Origin of the sequence: Microbacterium sp. NPDC028030, assembly GCF_040637855.1 — a bacterium.
Taxonomy (GTDB): domain Bacteria; phylum Actinomycetota; class Actinomycetes; order Actinomycetales; family Microbacteriaceae; genus Microbacterium.
Genome location: NZ_JBEZXF010000004.1, coordinates 14,317 through 33,624 on the forward strand (window position 1 = coordinate 14,317; position 19,308 = coordinate 33,624).

Below are 19,308 nucleotides of genomic sequence, written 5' to 3' on the forward strand. Positions count from 1 at the left end.
TCATGCGGGGCGCTGCGACTCCATCGGCGCGGCGAAGAAGGCGCGCTCGTGCGCGCTCGACGTCGTGAACGCCCGACGCATCCGCTCCGCGGCATCGGCGCTGCTCGATGCTGCAGCCGCGCCCGCATAGGCGATCGCGGTGCGGGTCGCGCCTTCGAACGCCGGATCCGCATAGGTCGCGAGCCAGGACGCGAAGGGATGCTCCGGGTCCTTGGCATAGTCGCCGAACTCCCCTGCGTGCAGGCGGCGCCCGAGGTCCGTGTACAGCCAGAAGCACGGAAGGACCGCAGCGACGATCTCCGCGTAGTCGCCGCCGAACGCGATGGAGCGGAGATGATCGAGGTACGCCGTCGTCGTGGCATCCGGTTCCGCGGCGAAGGTCGCGGCGCTCACGCCCTGCGCCGGCGTCAGCCAGGACGCGTGCAGCTCCAGCTCGCCCGCGATCGAGCTGCGCGCGGACTCGGCCCAGAAGGCCTGCTCCGCCGAGGTGGGCGCAAGGCGCGAGGCCTCGGCGAGGACACGCGCGTACTCCCGCAGGTAGAGCGCATCCTGCGCGAGGTACGACAGGAACGGTCGGCGCTCCAGGGTCCCGTCGGCGAGCGCGCGGATGAAGGGCAGATCGTCGATGTCGGCGCGGATCTCCGCCGTGTCCCGCCACCACGACGCGACGATGTCGGCGGCGTCCCCCGGCGCCTCCGTGCCGCCGCGACGCCAGAGTCCCGCGAAATGGCTGATCGGTCCGTTACCTCCGCCGACGCGCAGCGACTTCCCCGCATGGAGCGACTCGCGCAGCCAGGACCTGGCGGCGCGGACGGCGTCTTCCGGGGTGTCGCCGCGAGCAAGCCGGGTCGCGAGGGCGGATGACAACGAGCAGCCGGTGCCGTGTGTGCTCCGACTCGGGATGCGGGGACCCGTGAACTCCCGGCGCAGTCCCCTGCGGACATCCAGCAGCGCGTCCGGCGCATGCTCCCCGCCGAGGTGCCCACCCTTGACGAGGACAGCGACCCCGACCTGGTCGGACAGCTGCTCCGCGGCCGACACGGCCTCGGCCCAGTCGTCGGTCGCGCGGCCGGACAGCACCGCGAGCTCGGCGAGGTTCGGGGTGATGAGGGTCGCCCGACTCAGCAGCGCATGCAGTTCCCGCTCGGCATCCGGCTCCAGCAGCCTGTCGCCCGAGGTGGCGACCATGACGGGATCGAGCACGACGACGGGCGGACGGACGGCATCGAGCCAGGCTGCGACCGTCCGGATCACCGAGGCGTCGGCGAGCATCCCGATCTTCACGGCGTCGATCACGACGTCGTCCGACACCGCCTCGAGCTGCGAGCGGAGAAAGTCCACCGGGGGCACGTGCACCGCACGCACGCCGCGGGTGTTCTGCGCAGTGAGCGCCGTCAGGACCGCCATCCCGTATCCGCCGTTCGCCGCGATCGACTTCAGGTCGGCCTGGATACCCGCGCCTCCTGAGGGGTCGCTGCCGGCGATGCTCAGCACCCGCGGCACGGACGCGGCGAGCCACCGCTTGCGGAACTCGGCCGCTGCGGCTGCCGGATCCTCGGCGGTGCACAGCGCGGAGACCACGGCGAGCCCGGCCGCTCCGGCAGCGCTGAGGTGTTCCGTGTCGTCGATGCCGACGCCGCCGATGGCCACGCACGGCAGCGGTGAGCGGGCAGCGAACTCCCGGAACCCCTCGATGCCGAGCGGTGCGGGGTGGTCCGGCTTGGTGGCCGTGGGGCGGATGACGCCGACGCCGAGGTAGTCGACCGTGCCCTCGGGGAGCGCGCGAACGGCCTCGAGGTGGACGGTGCTGTTCGCGGTGAGACCGATCAGCGCATCCGGCCCCAGAACCTCGCGCGCACGGAGCACAGACGCATCGTTCTGCCCGACGTGCACTCCGTCGACCCTGGCTCCGCGTGCGCGGGCGGCCACGGCGGCGTCGAGACGGTCGTTCACCACGAGGAGCGCCCGCCCGTCGATGACTGCGGACAGCGCGAGCAGTTGCTCGACAGTCTCGGCATCCGTCGCGGTCTTGTCCCGCAACTGCACGATGCGCACGCCGCCGTCGACGGCGCGCCGGACGGTCTCGATCACGCCTCGTCGACTGCAGAGGTCGGGATCCGTGACGAGGTACAGCGACAGGTCGGCGATCACAGCGCGACGACCTCGACGCGCGCGGCCGCCCTGATGTCCTCGGCGGTCACCGCGGCGAGCGCGTCCAGCAGCGCGACGGCGAAGCTGCCGGGACCGGAGGAGGTCGCGGCAGCCCGTTCGGCCGCCACCGTGTAGACGAGACCGGCGGCGGCGACGGCCGTGAGATCGTCGTGCTCCGTGGCCCCGGCGGCCCCGAGGAAAGCAGCCATCACTGCACCGAGAGCGCACCCTCCGCCCGTGACCCGCGTCAGAAGCTCATGCCCGTTGGCCACGCGCAGTGTCCGCGCACCGTCGGTGATGAAGTCGATCGGCCCCGAGACCGCGACCACCGCGCCCGTCCGGCGCGCGAGGGAGACGGCGGCATCGGCGGCGGCCTCGGTGCTGTCCGTGGAGTCCACCCCGCGGCCACCGGCGCTGAGTCCGGCGAGGGCGAGGATCTCGGAGGCGTTGCCCCTGACCGCGGTCGGGCGCTGTTCGACGAGCTCGTGCGCGAGCGCCGTGCGCACCGGGAGGGCGCCGATGGCTACGGGGTCGAGCACCCACGGCGTCCCGGATGCGGTGGCACCGGCGACCGCCTCTCGACTCGCGGCGCGCTGTTCCCGAGTGGGCGTCCCCAGATTGATCAACAACCCGGAGGCGACACCCGCGAACATGCCTGCCTCGTCGACGATGTCGACCATGGCGGGAGCGGCTCCCAGAGCCAGCAGCACGTTGGCGGTGAAGCCCGTGACGACCGCGTTCGTGATGCAGTGGGTCAACGGGGGCGCCGCGCGCAGCACCTCCAACAGTGCGGCAGCCCCGTCGGCGAGGTCGATGGTGGTTTCAGGACGCAGAAGATCGCTCATCGCGACATCCCTTCGCTAGTACGAACTAGATCAGGTTCGACGGGTCTGTTCTCAGCCGCAGGTCGCGGCACCCCGTGTCACTGCTGGCAGTCTAGCGATGAGCCACGACCGACCGTTCGCGACGCTCAGGCGAAAGCGTCGAGCAGCGCGCGCTCCTCCGCCCTGGTGAGTCCCGCGCGCCGACCGCGATCGACGCCGCGTTCGCGCTCGTCCGCCACCACCCGCTCCACCGTGTCGGCGAGGGAGCAGAGGGTGCCGCCGTTCTGTCGGTACCGCATGTTCGAGCGGGTCATGAACCCGGTCATCTCGGGCGGCAGCCACAGGGGCAGCGATCGCGGCCCTGACCAGTACGCGACGCCCTCGGCGACGAGACGTTCCTCCGTGCCGACGACGATCGGCCCGGTGTGGCCCGCGGCATCGCGCACGGTCCGGATCACCTCGGCCAGACCGTGCACCTCGCCGATCGCGTTCACGGCTCCGGTGACCTCGGCCGACACGATGAACGCGGCCGCATCGTCCACGTCGATGACCTGCGCCGAACGTGACTCGAGAGGCGGAACCAGCACGGGCTCGTCCGGCGCTCTCAGGAACGCCGCCGCCCAGTAGCCGAAGCGGTCGCTCGGGTCGCCCTCTCCGACGATGAGACCAGGACGCACGATCAGCGACCGGTCGCCGAGACCCGCCATCACCGCGTCCTCCGCCGCGACCTTCTGGGGGCCGTAGTCGTCGTCCTCCTGCTGGGCCGCGGGGAGCCGCGGAGCCGACTCGTCCGCGCCGCTGGTCTCGTCGTCCCGGTACACCGACATCGACGACACGTAGGTCCATCGCGCGGCGCGGTCGTGGAGAGCGCTCACCGCCGCGGAGACGTGATCCGCCCGGGACGAGACATCGACGACGTGGTCCCACTCCGTCCGTGACACGACGTCGTAGGCGTCTTCGTCCTCGCGGTCGGCGAGGACGAGGCTCGCCCCCGGCGGCGCCGGCCGCTCGCCGCGGGCCAGGCACGTCACCGTCGCCCCTGCCCCGAGGGCGTGCGCAGCGACCCTCCCCGACAGCCATCCGGTCCCTCCGAGGATCAGCACATCCGTCATGACCTCATAACACCAGCGACGAGGCGTCAGGGGAAGAGGCTCCGCTCAGAGCGGAGCCCTTCCACGCGAAAGTGCGCGGCACCCGTCCGGGGCGCCGCGCACTCTGTGCCGGGTTCAGTCGCGCAGGGCGGCCCCGAAGCGCTGCGCAGCCACCTCGACACCGGCGAGCTTGGCCGCTGTCGCTTCGGCCGCGGTGAGCGTGCGATCATCGGCGCGGAAGCGCAGGGCGAAGGTCAGGCTCTTCGACCCCTGCGGCACGCCCTCGCCACGGTAGTCGTCGACGAGTCGCACGGCCTCCAGAAGCGCACCGGCGCCCTCGGCGAGCGCCGCCTGGACATCCGCGGCGGCCACGTCGGCCGGGAGCGTGAGAGAGACGTCCTGCGTCGCCGCAGGGAAGGTCGACAGCGAGGCGGCGACGACCCGACCGCTCGCGAGCGTGAGCACACGATCCAGGTCGAGCTCGAAGACGGTCGCGCGTCCGGGGAGATCTGCGTCCTCCGCGACCGCGGGGTGGAGTTCGCCGACGTAGCCGACCTCTTCGCCGGCGACCAGGAGCGAGCCCGTCCGACCGGGGTGGAGGGCGGCACGCTCTGACTGCACGACGTCGATGTCGACGCCCGCAGCGGCAGCGATCACCCGGACCGCGTCCAAGGCCTCGACGATCCCCGCAGCCTCGGCGGGGCGGCCGGGCTGGCGCGGCGCGATGTGTCCGGTCAGCACAGCCGCGATGTGTCGATGCTGCGGCGGGATCGATGCGTTCAGCGCGGCGAGGGTCTCGTCGGACGGACGTGCCCCCAGCGGCGGAACGTCGTCGGTGCCGTACTCGACGCCGGGCTCGGGGACGAACACGACGCCGGTCTCGAAGATCGCGAGGTCGACGAGCCCCCGCGAGATGTTGCGGTGCGCGGTCTGCAGCAGCCCGGGGATCAGCGAGCGACGCAGATACGGGGCCTGTCCGTCGAGCGGGTTCGCCAGACGGATGCTCGGCAGGTGCTCGCCCGTCGCGGAGCCGTGGAGGTCGTTCTGCGCCTCGGTCGTGAACGGGAAGGCCGGAGTCTCCACGAGTCCGGCAGCGGCCAGGGCATCGGCCACGCGGCGTCGACCCTGCTGATGCGCGGTGAGGCCGCGTCCGGAGGGCGGGGTGGGCAGGACCGACGGGATGCGCTCGAGCCCGTGGATGCGAGCGACCTCCTCGGCGAGCGTCCACTTGTCGGTCAGGTCGGGTCGCCAGGTCGGCGGGATCACGGTCCAGCCGCCGTCCGTGTCCGAGACCTCGGCTCCGACCGTCGTCAACGCACCGAGGATCTCCTCGTCGGTGTAGTCGACCCCGATGAGCTCCGGCACGAACTCGGCGGGCAGTTCGATCTCGGGGACGAAGATCTCGGCGAACAGTGCTCCGCCCTCGTCCGTGAGCGTCCCACCGGCGAGCTCGACCATGAGGTCGGCGGCACGACGGGCGGCCACGAACGGGATGAGCGGGTCGACACCGCGCTCGAACCGCTTGGAGGCCTCGCTCGGCAGTTTGTGTCGGCGCGCGGTGCGGGCGATGGTCGTCGGGTCGAAGGTCGCCGCCTCGATGAGCACGTTCTTCGTCGTGTCGCCCATCTCCGTGGTGCCGCCGCCCATGACGCCGGCGAGACCGATGGGCCCCGATTCGTCGGTGATGAGCAGGTCTTCGACATGCAGTTCCCGCTCCACGCCGTCGAGCGTGGTCATCTTCTCCCCCGCCGTCGCACGGCGCACCGTGATGCCGCCGGCGAGCTTGTCGAGGTCGTAGCCGTGCAAGGGCTGGCCGAGCTCGAGCATGACGTAGTTGGTGATGTCGATGAGCACACCGAGGGACCGCATGCCGGCGAGGCTGAGGCGCGCGATCATCCAGGGCGGAGTGGGGCGCGACGGATCGACGTCCCGGACGACGCGCGTCACGAACTCACTCGCGCCGACGCGACCGCGCACCGGCGCGGTGTCGTCGACGACGGTGGTGTGTCCCGTGCCCGGCTGCAGCTCGGCGAAGTCGCGCTCCGCGGGGTCGCGGTAGGCCGCCCCCGTGACGTGCGCGTACTCACGGGCGACGCCGCGCAGGGAGAAGGCATAACCGCGGTCTGGCGTGACGTTGATCTCGACCGCCACGTCGTCCAGGCCCAGCAGGGCGATCGCGTCGGTGCCGACGGGTGCGTCGATGCCGAGGTCCGACAGCACGACGATGCCGTTGTGCTCGTCGCCGAGGCCCAGCTCACGTGCCGAGGCGATCATGCCGTCGGACACGTGACCGTAGGTCTTGCGCGCGGCGATCGGGAACGGGCCGGGCAGCACCGCACCGGGGAGGGTCACGACGACCTTGTCCCCGGCGACGAAGTTGTGGGCGCCGCAGACGATCCCGCGGACGCCGCCGTGCGCTTCGCCCACATCGACCTGGCACCAGTTGATGGTCTTGCCGTTGGACTGCGGCTCGGCCTCGAGCGAGACGACCTGGCCGACGACGACGGGACCCGTGATGTCGAAGCGGTGGATGTCCTCCTCTTCGAAGCCGACGGTCACCAGCGCCGCGAGGACATCCTCCGGCGTGGTATCCGCTGACACATCGACGTATTCACGCAACCACGAAAGCGGGACGCGCATCACACCACCATCCCGTACTGCTCGCTAAATCGGACGTCGCCTTCTGCCATGTCGCGCATGTCCTGCACGTCGCTGCGGAACATGAGTCCTCGCTCGATGCCCATGCCGAACGCGAAGCCGCTGTACTCCTCGGGGTCGATCCCCGCCGCACGCAGCACGTTCGGGTTGACCATGCCGCAGCCGCCCCACTCGATCCAGCGGGCGCCGCCCTTGAAGGTCGGGTGCCACAGGTCGAGCTCGGCGGAGGGCTCGGTGAAGGGGAAGTAGTTCGTGCGGAAGCGCATCTTCGCCTCCGGTCCGAACAGTTGGCGCGCGAAGTGGTCGAGCGTGCCCTTGAGATGCGCCATCGTGATGCCCTTGTCGATCACGAGGCCTTCGAACTGCGTGAACACCGGGAGGTGCGTCGCGTCGAACTCGTCGGTGCGGTAGACACGGCCGGGGCAGAGCACGTAGATCGGCACCTCGCGGTCGAGCATCGAACGCACCTGCACCGGGCTCGTGTGCGTGCGCATCACGAGGTGGCGTGAGGTCGGGTCGACGTAGAACGTGTCCTGCTCTTGACGCGCGGGGTGGTCGACGTCGAAGTTCAGGGCGTCGAAGTTGAACCACTCGTGCTCGAGCTCCGGTCCCTCCGCGATCTCCCAACCCATGCCCACGAAGATGTCGCACACCTGGTCCTGGAGCAGCGTGAGCGGGTGACGGGCGCCGACGCGGGTGCGCGACGGGAGGGCGGTGATGTCGACGCGCTCCGCCTCGAGCCGCACCGCGACCTCCTGGGCGGCGAGTTCGGCCTCTTTGGCGGCGAGCGCCTGGGTGACCTGCCCACGCCCCTGGCCGACGAGCTTGCCGAACGCTGCCTTGTTCTCTGGCGCGACCTGGCGCATCGAGGCGTTGAGGACCGCGAGCGGCGATCCCTCGGCCACATGGGCGGCACGCGCTGCTTTCAGCTCTGCGGTGTCGGCTGCGGCCGCGATCGCCGCGAGGGCGTCGGCGACGGCGGCTTCGACCGCTTCCGGGGTGATTTCAGGAGACTCTGACACGAGAATCGAGTCTACCGGGGCTGCACCGCGTCACCGTGCGGTCAGAGCGGAGCAGGACCGCCGCTCGTCCCGTCGAACTTGCCTGCGCCCCGCTGCAGCGCGATGACCTCGGTGACCGTGGAGTCGCCGTGGATCCGCGGGTCGCCGCCGCCGGCGTCCGGGGTGTACCCCTTGAGCCGCGGAGAGCGCCTCGTGCGGATCTCGAGCCATTTGGCGATGCCGGAGAGGATCAGGCACATGATGATGTAGATGCCGCCGATCACGAAGGCGGACTGGAGCACCGGACGCCCCTGCTGCGAGGTGAGCTGCTTCGCGAAGTACAGCAGTTCCGGGTACGTGATGATGAACCCGAGCGCGGTGTCCTTCATCGTCACGACCAGCTGCGCGACGATGACCGGCAGCATCGCGCGGATCGCCTGCGGGAGCAGGATCAAGCGCATCACGCCGCTCTTGCGCAGACCGATCGCGTAGCCGGCCTCCTTCTGCCCCCGGGGCAGCGATTCGACTCCGGCGCGGAGCACCTCTGCGAGGACCGAGCCGTTGTACGCCATGAGCGCCAGCACCACGGCCCAGTACGGATCCATCTTGACGCCGATGACGGGGAGCCCGTAGTAGAGCAGCATCATGAAGACGAGCACAGGGACGGCCCGGAAGAACTCCGTGATCACGGTGACCGGAACGCGCACCCACGCATGTTCCGACATGCGGCCGATGGCGAGCACGAAGCCCAGCGCGATGCTCAGGACCGCAGCGAGCCCGAAGGCGGCGAGCGTGCGCCCGAGTGCGCCGAAGATCTGCTCCCACACCGCGCTGAAGGTGAACACGTACCAGCGAGACGCGTCGAACTGCCCGCTCTCGTAGAAGCGGTAGCCGATGAAGCCCAGCAGCGCGAGCACCACGACGACCGTCGCGACACCGATCAGACGGTTGCGCAGGATCGCCTTCGGGCCGGGGACGTCGTACAGGACGGAAGTCATCGCGCGATCCTCCACTTGTTCTCGAGATACCGCTGAAGCCAGCTGAGGAGCAGGACGAGAGCGACGAAGATCACGGCGACCCAGAGCAGGACAGCGAGCGCGTTCTCACCGCGTTCGCTGAGGTACGACCGGACGGCGCCGAGCTCGACGATGGAGAAGCCTGCGGCGACGGTCGTGTTCTTCAGGAGCGCGATGAACACGCTCATCATGGGAGGGACGACGGAGCGGAAGGCCTGCGGGAGGACGACGAGGGTCATCACCTGCCCGAACGGCAGACCGATCGCCCGCGCGGCCTCCGCCTGCCCGACCGGGACGGTGTTGATGCCGGCGCGCAGCACCTCGGCGACGTAGGTGGCGGTGTAGATGCCGATCGCGAGGATGCCGAGCACCGTGGTGCTGAGCTTCGGCAGCCCGAGTTGCGGGTAGCCGAAGATGAAGAAGAAGAAGACGAGGGTCAGCGGGGTGTTGCGGATCAGGTTCACGTACACCGTGCCGACCCCGCGCGCGATCGGCACCGGCGAGACGCGCGCCGCTCCGACGATGATCCCGAGGACGAGCGCCAGCAGCCCACCGCCGAAGAAGATGATCAGCGTGTTCTTGAGCGCCTCGCCCCACAGATCGAGGTTTCCGAAGATGACGTCCACGCCACCCTCCCCTTCAGGATTCGGAGAGGGGGCGGCTGTGCAGCCGCCCCCTCTGGTCGATCAGTCGACGGCCGGCTGGGTGACTTCGATGCCGGACGATCCGAGGTTCTTGTCGAAGATCGCCTGCCAGATGTCGCCGCCGTCGGTGAACAGCGTGTTGATGTGCTCCTGGAGCGCCGTGTCGTCCTTCGCGAGGCCGACGCCGTAGCGCTCCTCTGTGAAGGGCTCACCGACGACCTTCAGGTTGTCGGGATCCTGTGCGGCGTAGCCGATGAGGATGGCCTGGTCGGTCGTGACCGCCTGGACCTCGCCCGAGAGCAGCGCCTCGACGCAGGCCGAGTACAGGTCGAACTCCTTGGTCGGGACATCCGGATAGTTGTCGCGGATGTTCTGGATCGGGGTCGAACCCGTCGCCGAGCACACGGTGGTGTCGGCGGTCAGGTCGTCTTCGCTCTTGATGTCCTCGTTGTCGGCGGCGACCAGGAGGCCCTGACCCGTGATGAAGTACGGACCGGCGAAGGCGATCTGCTCCTTGCGCTTGTCGGTGATCGAGTAGGTGCCGACGTAGTAGTCGACGTCGCCGTTCACGATCGCCTGCTCGCGGTTCGCGGAGGCGATCGGCTTGAACTCGATCTTGTCCTCGTCGTATCCGAGGGAAGCGGCGATCCAGCGGGCGATGTCGACGTCGAAGCCGGTGCGCTCACCGGTGGTCACGTCGAGGTAGCCGAGACCGGGCTGGTCCTCCTTGACGCCGATGACGACCTTGTCGCGATCCGTGATGGCATCGAATGTGGGGCTGCCCTCGAGCTGGACGTCGGTCGCGACCTCGAACCAGGTGCTGTCCTCGCCCGCGTCACCGCCGTCGGTGCTGCCGGGGTTCGACGGGCTGCCGCTGTTGCAGGCCGTCAGCGCCAGCAGGGCTGTCGCAGCGATTCCGATGCCTGCCAGTGTCCGTGTGCGTCGCATGTGCGTCTCCTTCGTGTGCTGTGTGTGCAGGGTCTTGGGGGTACGGGGGCTGAGCGCAGAACTCAGTGCGTCAGGAGCTTCGAGAGGAAGTCCTTCGCGCGGTCGCTCTTCGGATGCGTGAAGAACTCCTCGGGAGTCGCCTCCTCCACGATCCGCCCATCGGCCATGAAGACGACGCGGTCGGCCGCCTTGCGCGCGAAGCCCATCTCGTGGGTGACGACGATCATGGTCATGCCCTCATGGGCGAGTTCGACCATCACGTCGAGGACCTCGTTGATCATCTCGGGGTCGAGCGCGCTGGTCGGCTCGTCGAACAGCATCACCTTCGGCTGCATCGCGAGCGCACGCGCGATGGCGACGCGCTGCTGCTGTCCGCCGGACAGCTGTGCCGGCAGCTTCGAGGCCTGCTTGTCCACCCCGACGCGCTTGAGGAGCATCATCGCCTCGGCCTCGGCGTCCGCCTTCTTGAGGCCGCGGACCTTGATCGGACCGAGGGTCACGTTCTCGAGGATCGTGAGGTGGGCGAAGAGGTTGAACGACTGGAAGACCATGCCGACGTCGGCACGAAGGTGCGCGAGCCCCTTGCCCTCCGCCGGCAGTTCCTTGCCGTCGATGAGGATGGATCCGCTCGTGATGGTCTCGAGCCGGTTGATCGTGCGGCACAGCGTCGACTTGCCGGAACCGGACGGGCCGATCACGACGACGACCTCACCGGAGTTGACCGTCAGATCGATGTCGGCAAGCGCCTGGAAGTCGCCGTAGTGCTTCTGAACGTTCTCGACAACGACGAGGGGTGTACCAGAGGTCATCATTTCTCCAAACTAGCCACGTCGTACGCGTGGTTCCAGGCACTCCGGTGAGATTTACACGTTCGTAATCACCTGATCGCGGCGCCAATGCTGCCTTGCATGGGCACCCCACGGCCCGCCCCCTCGGGCCGCGGGATCATCCTGCTGCTGCACTCCCAGCGACAGCGAAGCGGCAGGCCTCCGATCGTGTGCGATCGCCCTCACACTGGCAGAAGGCGGCCGTCGTGTCAGACTTCTTGAGGATTTCTTGAGCCGTCAGCCTCGATGGTCTCGGTAGTAGTCGATCGCTCCGGGATGCAGCGGGACAGGGCCCGTGAAGATCGCCGACCGGCGGTCGAGCAGGGCGGCCGCCGGGACCTGACCTGCCATCCGCAGCCGGGCGTCGAACAGCCCTGCCAGGAGGTCACGGACCACGCCGTCGGGGGTGGAGGACGAGGTGACGAGATAGTTCGGAACCGCCATCGTGGTCGCAGCCTCGGTCAGACCGTAGGTGCCGGCCGGCACATCGGCAGGGCGATACGCATCGGAGTACCGCTCGTTGACGCGGTCGACCCATTCCTGTTCGATCGGCAGCAGGCGCACCGCCGTCACCTCGGCGAGTTCCGAGACGCCAGGGGTGGGGATTCCCCCGACCCAGAAGAAGCCGTCGATGTCCCCGCGTTCCATCGCACGGATCGACTCTCCGAGGTCGAACCTCGGGTTGCGGACCGACTCGAGGTCGACGCCGGCCGCATCGAGGACGCGCGCCGCGATCACGTTCACCCCGGAGTTCTCGGCGCCGAGCGAGATCGTGCGCCCGGCGAGATCACCGACGTCCGCGATCTCCGAGTCGCCGCGCACCACGACCTGCACGTATTCGTCGTACAGACGGGCCACGGCCTGCACCTCCAGCGGATGCTCGAACGCCCCGGCACCTGCCACGGCGTCTGCGGCGGCGTCGCCCTGTGCGAAGCCGACCAGCGCGTCTCCCGAGCTCACGCGCAGCAGGTTGTCCACCGAACCCGCCGTTTCGAGGGCCGTCACCCGGATGTCCAGTTCACTCGAGAGCTCGGACGCGAGATGGCTTCCGTAGTCGTAGTAGACGCCCGTCGACCCGCCGCTGGCGATCGCGTACTCCCCGTCGGTCCATTCGCTCGCTCGTTGGGTGCACGCCGCCAAGGCCCCGAGCAGCGCGAGCGTCGCGACCCCGGCCATCACCCGACGCGCCCTGACGTTCACGGGGTGGTCCTGTCGTGCAGCTGCAGCGCGACGACGAGTCCACCGTCCGCGGCCGCCGCGACCGTCAGTGCGCCGCCGACCGTCTCCAGCAGGTCGCTCGCTATGGCGAGTCCGAGCCCCGTGCCTGGCGTGTCCTCGTTCTCGGCGCTTCGCCAGAACCGGCCGGTCGCCGCCGCCGCCTGCTCTTCGCTGAGCCCTGGGCCGTGATCGCGGACCGTGATGCGGCAGGCTCCGCCCTCCCGATGCGCGCCGATCTCGATCTGCCCGCCATCCGGGGAGAACTTCACGGCGTTGTCGATCACCGCGTCGAGGGCGCTCTCGACGATCGTCCTGTCGGTCACGCTCATCACCGATGTCTCCCCCGATCCGATCAGGACGATGCCCCGGTTCCCGGCGACATCCCGCCACGCGTCACGGCGACGAGCGGCCAGGGTCGACAGATCGACCGCGGACATCGGCGAATCACCCCTGCCGCCTCTGGCGAGTCCGAGGAGCGTCTCGAGGATGCGCGTCATCCGTCGCCCTTCCTCCCTCGTCTCCTCCACATCCTCACGCCATTCCGTGCCCAGTCCCGTGGCCAGATGCTCGACCCGCAGCAGCAGGGCGTTGAGCGGATTGCGCAGCTCGTGGGAGGCGTTCAGCGCGAACTCCTGCTGCCGCGTCATCACCCTCTCGATCTCGTCGGCCATGCCGTTGAAGACCCGCGCCATCCGCCGCAGCTCGGGCGGACCCGCGTCCTCCGCGACGCGCGCGTCCATCTCGCCGCGCTCGATCGCCACCATCGCCTCGTCGAGTCGTCCGACCGGCGACAGCACCCAGCGGGCGAGGCGGAACACCAGCAGCACCCCGAGCGCGATCAGGACGAGCGCGATCGCGGAGATCACCAGGATCTGCTGCAGGATGGCGGCACGGGGAGCCTCGACATCGCCCGCGACCATCACCGCACCGATCACGTCGCCGTCGTCGAACACCGGTTCGGCGAGCGCGGCGTCGGCGACCGACCAGGGGTACACCGCCGCAGGCTGCTCCGCCCGACGCCCCGAGAGAGCGAGCCTGACGCGCTCCGCGTCCTCCTCCGTGAGCGCCGCGGCGTCCTGATCGCCGGAGGCCCACACGCCACCGCCGAGGTCGAACACGGTGACGTCGATGTCGTACACCTCTCGGAACCGCGTCACCTCGGCGTCGATCACCGTCGCGCTCCCCGACCGCAGCGCCTGGCGCGCGCTCGTGACGAAGTAACCGAGGTCTCCGAGCTGCTGCGTGTAGAACGACTGCCGCACGCTCCCGGCCGCGCTCCAGCCGGCCGCTCCGCCGAGGGCGATCAGGATCGCCACGAGCGGCACGAGGAACACGATGACCAGACGACGACGCATGACTCAGGATCCTGCGAGCCGGTAGCCGACGCCGCGGACCGTCTCGATGACGCTGCGGGCGCCGGTCTTCTTCCGGATCGCACCGACGTGCACCTCGAGCGAATGCCCGAATCCACGCCAATCCGTGTTCCACACCTCGCGGATCAGGCGCTCCTTCGGAACCGCCACACCGGGATACCGCGCAAGGACGGCGACGATGTCGAACTCCTTGCGGGTGAGGTCGACCGGCACACCCTCTGCCAGCACCTGACGCGACACGAGGTCGATCTCGAGCGCGCCGTCGAGAAGCCGCACCCGCGCGTCGGACTCGGAACGCATCGGCCGCGACCGGCGCGTCACCGCCTCGATCCTGGCGAGCAGCTCATGCACGTCGTAGGGCTTGACCACGAAGTCGTCGGCACCGGCGCGCAGCCCCTTGATGCGCTCGGCGACCTGGTTGCGTGCCGTCACGATCACGATCGGCACCTCGGAACGGCCGCGGATCCGACGGCAGAGGTCGACACCGTCGATGTCGGGCAGTCCCAGGTCGAGGAGGACGACCTCGGTGTCCGCACCGAGGAGCTCCAACGCGGCTGCCCCGTCGGCGGCCCGCACCGTGGCATACCCGGAACGCGCGAGGAAAGCCTCCAGCGCACCGGCGACCCGGTCGTCGTCCTCGACGATCAGAATCCTCATCGACCCCGCTTCCCGCTTCCTTCGTCGACCGGAACGTCAGTCGAGCGACAGCGCCCGCTGAGCGAAGGCGCTCTCGTACAGGCACACGCTCGCAGCTGTCGCCAGGTTGAGGGACTCGGCCTTGCCGAAGATGGGCAGACGCAGCACCTGGTCGGCGAGCGCGAGAGCATCGTCCTCGAGCCCGCGCGCCTCGTTGCCGAAGAGCCACCCCGTGGGTTCGGCCAGCACCCCATCGGCTCGCGCCTTCAGCAGGTCGTCCCCCTTCACGTCGGCAGCGAGGATGCGCAGACCCGCGGCGTGTGCGCGATCGACGACCTCGGAGAGATCTCCGCCGATCGAGACCGGGAGGTGGAACAACGAGCCTGTCGTCGCCCGCACGACCTTCGGGTTGTAGGGGTCGACGGTGCGACCGGTCAGCACCACGGCATCCGCGCCCGCGGCATCTGCGGCCCTGATGATCGTGCCGAGGTTTCCTGGGTCCCGCACCTCCTCGCAGATCGCCACCAATCGGGGCGACGCATCGAAGATGTCGCGCACCGAGGTCGGCGTCTGCTGCACCACCGCCACCAGACCCTGCGGGGTGACCGTGTCGGCCATCGCATTGAGCACGTATTCGGTCACGAACTCGACGTCGACGTCCGCCTCGGCAGCGCGCGCACGGATGTCGGGATGCTTCTCCCAGCCGTTCGGCGTCGCGAACAGCTCGACGATCGCCTCCGGACGGTAGACGAGCGCCTCTCGGACGGACTGCGGGCCTTCCAGAAGGAACAGTCCGGTCTCGGTTCGCGCACTGCGCTTGGTCAGCTTCGCGACGGCACGGACTCGGGGCGAGCGGGGGTTCTCCAGCACGATCACAGTCTAGGGAACCGACGATGGGTTCCCGCACCATCGAGATAGCATGCCCCCATGAGAGGGAATGCCGTGACGGCGATCACTCGGCGGCGGATCGTCCTCTTCATCCTCGCCGCCGTCACCGTCACCGCAGGACTGATCGTGCATTGCACCGTGACCGGCGTGCCGGGAGACGTGGCAGGAGACGCGCTGTACGCGGTGCTGATCTTCCTGCTGGTCGCGCTCGTCGCGCCACGGGCTCATCCCGCTGCCGTCGCGGTCATCGCGTTCGCCGTGTGCGCCGCCGTCGAGCTGCTGCAGCTCACGGGGCTCCCCCGCGAGCTGGCGTCGGTCTTCCCTCCGAGCGCGCTCATCCTCGGCTCCGGCTTCGATGCGCGCGACATCGTCGTGTACGCCGTGGCCGTCGCGGTGACGGCTCTGGCCGACGGCGCCATCAGCCGGGCGAAGGCCGGCGACATGCCGAGAAACGCCACAGGGCGCCCTCCCGAAGGAGAGCGCCCTGTGTGAAGAGGTGCTTACGCAGCCGACTTCGGTGCGTTGACGTCGGAGGGCAGAGCCTTCTTCGCCGTCTCGACCAGGGTCGTGAACGTGGCAGCGTCGTTGACCGCGAGGTCGGCGAGCATGCGACGGTCGACCGTGACACCCGCGAGGCCGAGGCCCTGGATGAAGCGGTTGTAGGTCATGCCGTTCTGGCGAGCAGCGGCATTGATGCGCTGGATCCAGAGACGACGGAAGTCGCCCTTGCGCTTGCGACGGTCCCGGTACGAGTAGACCAGGGAGTGGATGACCTGCTCCTTGGCCTTCCGGTAGAGGCGCGAACGCTGGCCGCGGTAACCGGAGGCGCGCTCGAGGATGACGCGACGCTTCTTGTGGGCGTTTACCGCCCGCTTGACTCTTGCCATTTTCCTGTGTTCCTATTCGTGCGTCGGGCGCGTCAGCGACCGAGAAGCTTCTTCGCGACCTTGGTGTCAGCCTTCGAGAGCACCTGGTCCTGGTTGAGGCGACGGGTGCGACGGCTCGACTTGTGCTCGAGGTTGTGGCGCATCCCGGCCTGCTGCTTCTTCAGCTTTCCGCTGCCGGTGATCTTGAAGCGCTTCTTAGCACCCGAGTGGGTCTTCTGCTTCGGCATCTTCTCTTCCTTCGTATGGCGCCTTCTCAGGCGACGGTGTCAACCCGCGGTGCGGGAGTTCTGGGGCGGGAGTTACTCCGCGGGAGTGGCTGCGGACTCGCTCTTCGCCTCGCGCGCGGCCTGCTTCTTGTCAGCGCGCTGTGCGTCGCGGACGGCGTTCTGCTCCTGCTTGGCCTCGGACTTGCTCTTGAGCGGAGCGACGACCATGACCATGTTGCGACCGTCGATGGTCGGGTTCGACTCGACGGTGCCGAACTCGGCCACGTCCTCAGCGAACTTGCGCAGCAGACGCACACCCTGCTCGGGTCGCGACTGCTCGCGACCGCGGAACAGGATCATGGCCTTGACCTTGTCGCCGGCCTTGAGGAAGCCCTCGGCGCGCTTGAGCTTGGTCGTGTAGTCGTGAGCCTCGATCTTCAGACGGAAGCGGACTTCCTTGAGGATCGTGTTCGCCTGGTTGCGGCGCGCTTCCTTTTCCTTCTGGGCGGCCTCGTACTTGAACTTGCCGTAGTCCATGATCTTGACGACGGGCGGCTTCGAGTTGGGGGCGACCTCGACGAGGTCGAGATCGGCTTCCTGCGCGAGGCGCAGTGCAGCCTCGATGCGGACGACGCCGATCTGCTCACCCGCGGGGCCGACGAGGCGGACCTCGGGGACGCGGATGCGCTCATTGGTACGGGGATCGCTGATGCGGAGCTCCTTAGACGATGTGATCTCGGCCACCGCGATGCTGTCTGCATCACGGGCGAAATCGGAATCGTCCCCCACCCACCGGCATTCAGACGCCGGCTCCACACCCTGTCTGCCGGTTTCGTCGCAGTGACGGAACCGGTGGAGTGCAAGACCCGGTAGCCTTGAACGGCAAGCGCGGGTGGGAAATGAATCCTCTTTCGATTCGGAGCGTGACGCCCCGAAGCCCGCCAAAGTCTAACAGAAAGCAAGGCACGTGACGAACCAGGCATCGGACGAGGCTGCACGCGAGCGCGAAGAGCGCTGGGCACGTCAGGAGGAGGCCGCATCGTCGGCCACCCGAGACATCGCCGATGTCCCCGCGGTCGAGGTGATCACCACCGCCGCCGTGCACCTCATGAGCGCGGCCGCCGTCAAGCTCGGCCTCGCCGACGATCCGGATGCCGCGGCACAGCTCGACCTCGATGAGGCCCGCAAGCTCATCAACGCCCTGGCCGGCCTCATCACCGCCGGCGCACCGGAGATCAGCGACATGCACGCACGGTCGCTGCGAGACGGGCTCCGGTCGCTGCAGCTCGCGTTTCGCGAAGCATCCTCGATCCCCGACCCGATCGGCAAGGGCCCGGGCGAGAAGTGGACCGGCCCGGTCACGTGATCCGTCGGTCGCGCGTCGACTGGAGAGGCTGCAGTCAGGCGCTGCGGCGGAGCTTGACCGTGAGGGAGTCCGCGAGCACGGCGACCCGGTCGTCGGCTGCCCAGCGCTGAGCCAAGCGAGACATCACCGCGTCGAGCACGTCGCGCTCGAGGCCGTCCACGAGTTCCAGGATCACGATCAGCTCCGGCCCGCGCAGGCGCGCATCGGGGTCACCGGAAGCCACGGCGACGTCGATCACCGCCAACTCGTGCGCCACGCTCTCCTGGAGCGCGGTGTACACCTCGGTCGAGAGGAAGCTCGGCTCCCACGGGTGCTCCTGGGCGATCGCCCACACCGCGGGCCGCCGGATCACGAACTCCGTGTCGGAGGTCGGGTCGAGCACGATGAGATCGGTGTCCTCCGCAGAGGCGGCCAGCGCGGCGCGCAGCGCCTCGACCGGGATGGGCCGCGCGGCGGGATCCCACTTCCGCATCGCGTCGACCGACGAGAAGACGGGTTGCACGCGGCGGCCATCCGGAGCGGCCACCGTCACGATCGACAGCTCCTGCGTCTTGTCGACGGCGAGCCCGTTCGGTGCGACGCCCTCTTCGCCCTTCTCGGCGATCAACGGGATCAGCACGCGCGCGGAGCGGAAGGCGTCGACGACCTCGACCTGGCTGCCTTCCCCCGCGCGGAAACGCAGGAGCGCGGCGAGCAGTGCGGGATCGGCGGAGCCGTCGTCCGCCGCGTGCGGGTTCGACTCGAAGCTGCGTCCCTCCCAGGGGACTCCGGCCGAGTCGCCGTGGTTGTGCGACTCCGGCCCGCAGGCGTGTCCGTCAGTCTCCGGCGACATCCAGTGCCTCAGCCAGGGTGAACGCGCCGGCGTAGAGAGCCTTGCCGACGATCGCACCTTCCACACCGAGGGGGACGAGATCGCGGAGGGCCGCGATGTCGTCGAGGTTCGAGATGCCGCCGGACGCGACGACCGGCTTCGGCGTGCGCGCGGTGACCTCCCGCAGCAGCTCGAGGTTGGGTCCGCGGAGCGTGCCGTCCTTGGTGACGTCGGTGACCACGTAGCGGCTGCAGCCGGCGTCCTCCAGGCGCTCGAGCACCTCCCAGAGGTCGCCGCCCTCCTTGGTCCAGCCGCGTGCGGCGAGCGTCGTGCCCCGCACATCGAGGCCGACCGCGATCGCCTCGCCGTAACGGCCGATCACGTCGGCTGCCCACTCGGGGTTCTCCAGCGCTGCGGTGCCCAGGTTGATCCGGGTGGCGCCGCTCTCTAGTGCCGCTTCCAGCGTCGCGTCGTCGCGGATGCCACCGGAGAGCTCGATGTTCACGCCCTTGAACTGCTTGATCACCTTGCGCAGGATCGGTGCATTGCTGCCGCGCCCGAACGCCGCGTCGAGGTCGACGAGGTGGATCCACTTCGCGCCCTGCGCTGCCCACTCCCCTGCGGCGTCGAGCGGGTCGCCGTAGCTCGTCTCGGAGCCGGCCTCACCCTGGGTCAGGCGGACGGCCTTGCCCCCGGCGACATCGACCGCGGGAAGGAGCGTGAGCGAGGGGGACTGCGCGAAGTCGTTCATGGGGTCCTTGCA

Annotated in this window: 20 protein-coding genes and 1 riboswitch; of the genes, 2 read left to right on the top strand and 18 right to left on the bottom strand. The window is 69.2% G+C overall.

Going from position 1 to position 19,308, the window contains the following annotated elements; all coding sequences use genetic code 11:
• From AB0E56_RS18140 to AB0E56_RS18200, 13 genes are all read right to left on the bottom strand, one after another.
• Positions 1–2,151 (bottom strand): bifunctional hydroxymethylpyrimidine kinase/phosphomethylpyrimidine kinase, encoded by a 2,151-nt coding sequence (locus AB0E56_RS18140; protein ID WP_359801307.1) that lies wholly within the window; start codon positions 2,149–2,151, stop codon positions 1–3.
• Positions 2,148–2,996, bottom strand: a complete 849-nt coding sequence (thiM, locus tag AB0E56_RS18145) for a hydroxyethylthiazole kinase (RefSeq protein ID WP_359801309.1) — start codon at positions 2,994–2,996, stop codon at positions 2,148–2,150. The genes AB0E56_RS18140 and thiM overlap by 4 nt, the downstream gene beginning before the upstream one ends.
• A riboswitch (TPP riboswitch) is annotated at positions 2,987–3,081 on the bottom strand. Its footprint overlaps the gene before it by 10 nt.
• A 40-nt stretch (positions 3,082–3,121) precedes the next feature.
• Positions 3,122–4,087 carry an NAD-dependent epimerase/dehydratase family protein gene (locus AB0E56_RS18150; protein WP_359801311.1) on the bottom strand — a complete coding sequence of 322 codons (966 nt, stop codon included), beginning with the start codon at positions 4,085–4,087 and terminating at the stop codon, positions 3,122–3,124.
• A gap of 114 nt (positions 4,088–4,201) precedes the next feature.
• Positions 4,202–6,706: a phenylalanine--tRNA ligase subunit beta gene (pheT, locus tag AB0E56_RS18155; RefSeq protein ID WP_359801312.1), complete on the bottom strand. Its 2,505-nt coding sequence runs from the start codon at positions 6,704–6,706 to the stop codon at positions 4,202–4,204.
• Positions 6,706–7,746: a phenylalanine--tRNA ligase subunit alpha gene (pheS, locus tag AB0E56_RS18160; protein WP_359801314.1), complete on the bottom strand. Its 1,041-nt coding sequence runs from the start codon at positions 7,744–7,746 to the stop codon at positions 6,706–6,708. The genes pheT and pheS overlap by 1 nt, the downstream gene beginning before the upstream one ends.
• Positions 7,747–7,787: 41 nt before the next feature.
• Positions 7,788–8,723: an amino acid ABC transporter permease gene (locus tag AB0E56_RS18165; RefSeq protein ID WP_359801316.1), complete on the bottom strand. Its 936-nt coding sequence runs from the start codon at positions 8,721–8,723 to the stop codon at positions 7,788–7,790.
• Positions 8,720–9,367, bottom strand: coding sequence for an amino acid ABC transporter permease (locus AB0E56_RS18170; RefSeq protein ID WP_359801318.1), 648 nt, complete (start codon positions 9,365–9,367; stop codon positions 8,720–8,722). The genes AB0E56_RS18165 and AB0E56_RS18170 overlap by 4 nt, the downstream gene beginning before the upstream one ends.
• Before the next feature lie 60 nt (positions 9,368–9,427).
• A complete protein-coding gene (locus AB0E56_RS18175) occupies positions 9,428–10,333 on the bottom strand; it encodes a glutamate ABC transporter substrate-binding protein (protein WP_359801320.1) in 906 nt (301 codons plus the stop codon).
• A gap of 62 nt (positions 10,334–10,395) precedes the next feature.
• Positions 10,396–11,142 (bottom strand): amino acid ABC transporter ATP-binding protein, encoded by a 747-nt coding sequence (locus AB0E56_RS18180; RefSeq protein ID WP_359801533.1) that lies wholly within the window; start codon positions 11,140–11,142, stop codon positions 10,396–10,398.
• A 255-nt stretch (positions 11,143–11,397) separates the two neighbouring features.
• Positions 11,398–12,360 carry a TAXI family TRAP transporter solute-binding subunit gene (locus AB0E56_RS18185; RefSeq protein ID WP_359801322.1) on the bottom strand — a complete coding sequence of 321 codons (963 nt, stop codon included), beginning with the start codon at positions 12,358–12,360 and terminating at the stop codon, positions 11,398–11,400.
• On the bottom strand, positions 12,357–13,733 hold the full coding sequence (locus AB0E56_RS18190; RefSeq protein WP_359801324.1) for a HAMP domain-containing sensor histidine kinase: 1,377 nt from the start codon (positions 13,731–13,733) through the stop codon (positions 12,357–12,359). Before AB0E56_RS18190 ends, AB0E56_RS18185 begins: the two co-directional genes overlap by 4 nt.
• A 3-nt stretch (positions 13,734–13,736) precedes the next feature.
• The gene (locus tag AB0E56_RS18195; protein WP_359801326.1) at positions 13,737–14,408 is read right to left on the bottom strand and encodes a response regulator transcription factor; all 672 of its coding nucleotides are present in this window, start codon (positions 14,406–14,408) and stop codon (positions 13,737–13,739) included.
• 36 nt (positions 14,409–14,444) lie between these two features.
• Entirely contained in the window at positions 14,445–15,257 is an 813-nt protein-coding gene (locus AB0E56_RS18200; protein WP_359801329.1) for an RNA methyltransferase, read from the bottom strand.
• A 57-nt stretch (positions 15,258–15,314) separates the two neighbouring features.
• Here AB0E56_RS18200 and AB0E56_RS18205 point away from each other — a divergent pair, with 57 nt between their 5' ends.
• The gene (locus tag AB0E56_RS18205; RefSeq protein ID WP_359801331.1) at positions 15,315–15,767 is read left to right on the top strand and encodes a DUF2809 domain-containing protein; all 453 of its coding nucleotides are present in this window, start codon (positions 15,315–15,317) and stop codon (positions 15,765–15,767) included.
• 8 nt (positions 15,768–15,775) lie between these two features.
• Here AB0E56_RS18205 and rplT read toward each other — a convergent pair whose 3' ends face one another.
• The 3 genes from rplT to infC form a co-directional block, all read right to left on the bottom strand.
• Positions 15,776–16,162, bottom strand: coding sequence for a 50S ribosomal protein L20 (gene rplT / locus AB0E56_RS18210; protein ID WP_017202428.1), 387 nt, complete (start codon positions 16,160–16,162; stop codon positions 15,776–15,778).
• Between the two features lie 32 nt (positions 16,163–16,194).
• Positions 16,195–16,389 (bottom strand): 50S ribosomal protein L35, encoded by a 195-nt coding sequence (rpmI, locus tag AB0E56_RS18215; protein WP_017828564.1) that lies wholly within the window; start codon positions 16,387–16,389, stop codon positions 16,195–16,197.
• Between the two features lie 72 nt (positions 16,390–16,461).
• Positions 16,462–17,112, bottom strand: coding sequence for a translation initiation factor IF-3 (infC, locus tag AB0E56_RS18220; protein ID WP_359801335.1), 651 nt, complete (start codon positions 17,110–17,112; stop codon positions 16,462–16,464).
• Between the two features lie 223 nt (positions 17,113–17,335).
• On the opposite strand from infC, the gene AB0E56_RS18225 reads away from it, so the two are divergent.
• Positions 17,336–17,734, top strand: a complete 399-nt coding sequence (locus tag AB0E56_RS18225; protein ID WP_359801338.1) for a DUF1844 domain-containing protein — start codon at positions 17,336–17,338, stop codon at positions 17,732–17,734.
• 34 nt (positions 17,735–17,768) lie between these two features.
• Here AB0E56_RS18225 and AB0E56_RS18230 read toward each other — a convergent pair whose 3' ends face one another.
• Positions 17,769–18,566 carry an SseB family protein gene (locus AB0E56_RS18230; RefSeq protein ID WP_359801340.1) on the bottom strand — a complete coding sequence of 266 codons (798 nt, stop codon included), beginning with the start codon at positions 18,564–18,566 and terminating at the stop codon, positions 17,769–17,771.
• Positions 18,550–19,296, bottom strand: coding sequence for a bifunctional 1-(5-phosphoribosyl)-5-((5-phosphoribosylamino)methylideneamino)imidazole-4-carboxamide isomerase/phosphoribosylanthranilate isomerase PriA (gene priA, locus AB0E56_RS18235; RefSeq protein ID WP_359801343.1), 747 nt, complete (start codon positions 19,294–19,296; stop codon positions 18,550–18,552). The genes AB0E56_RS18230 and priA overlap by 17 nt, the downstream gene beginning before the upstream one ends.
• Positions 19,297–19,308 lie beyond the last annotated feature (12 nt).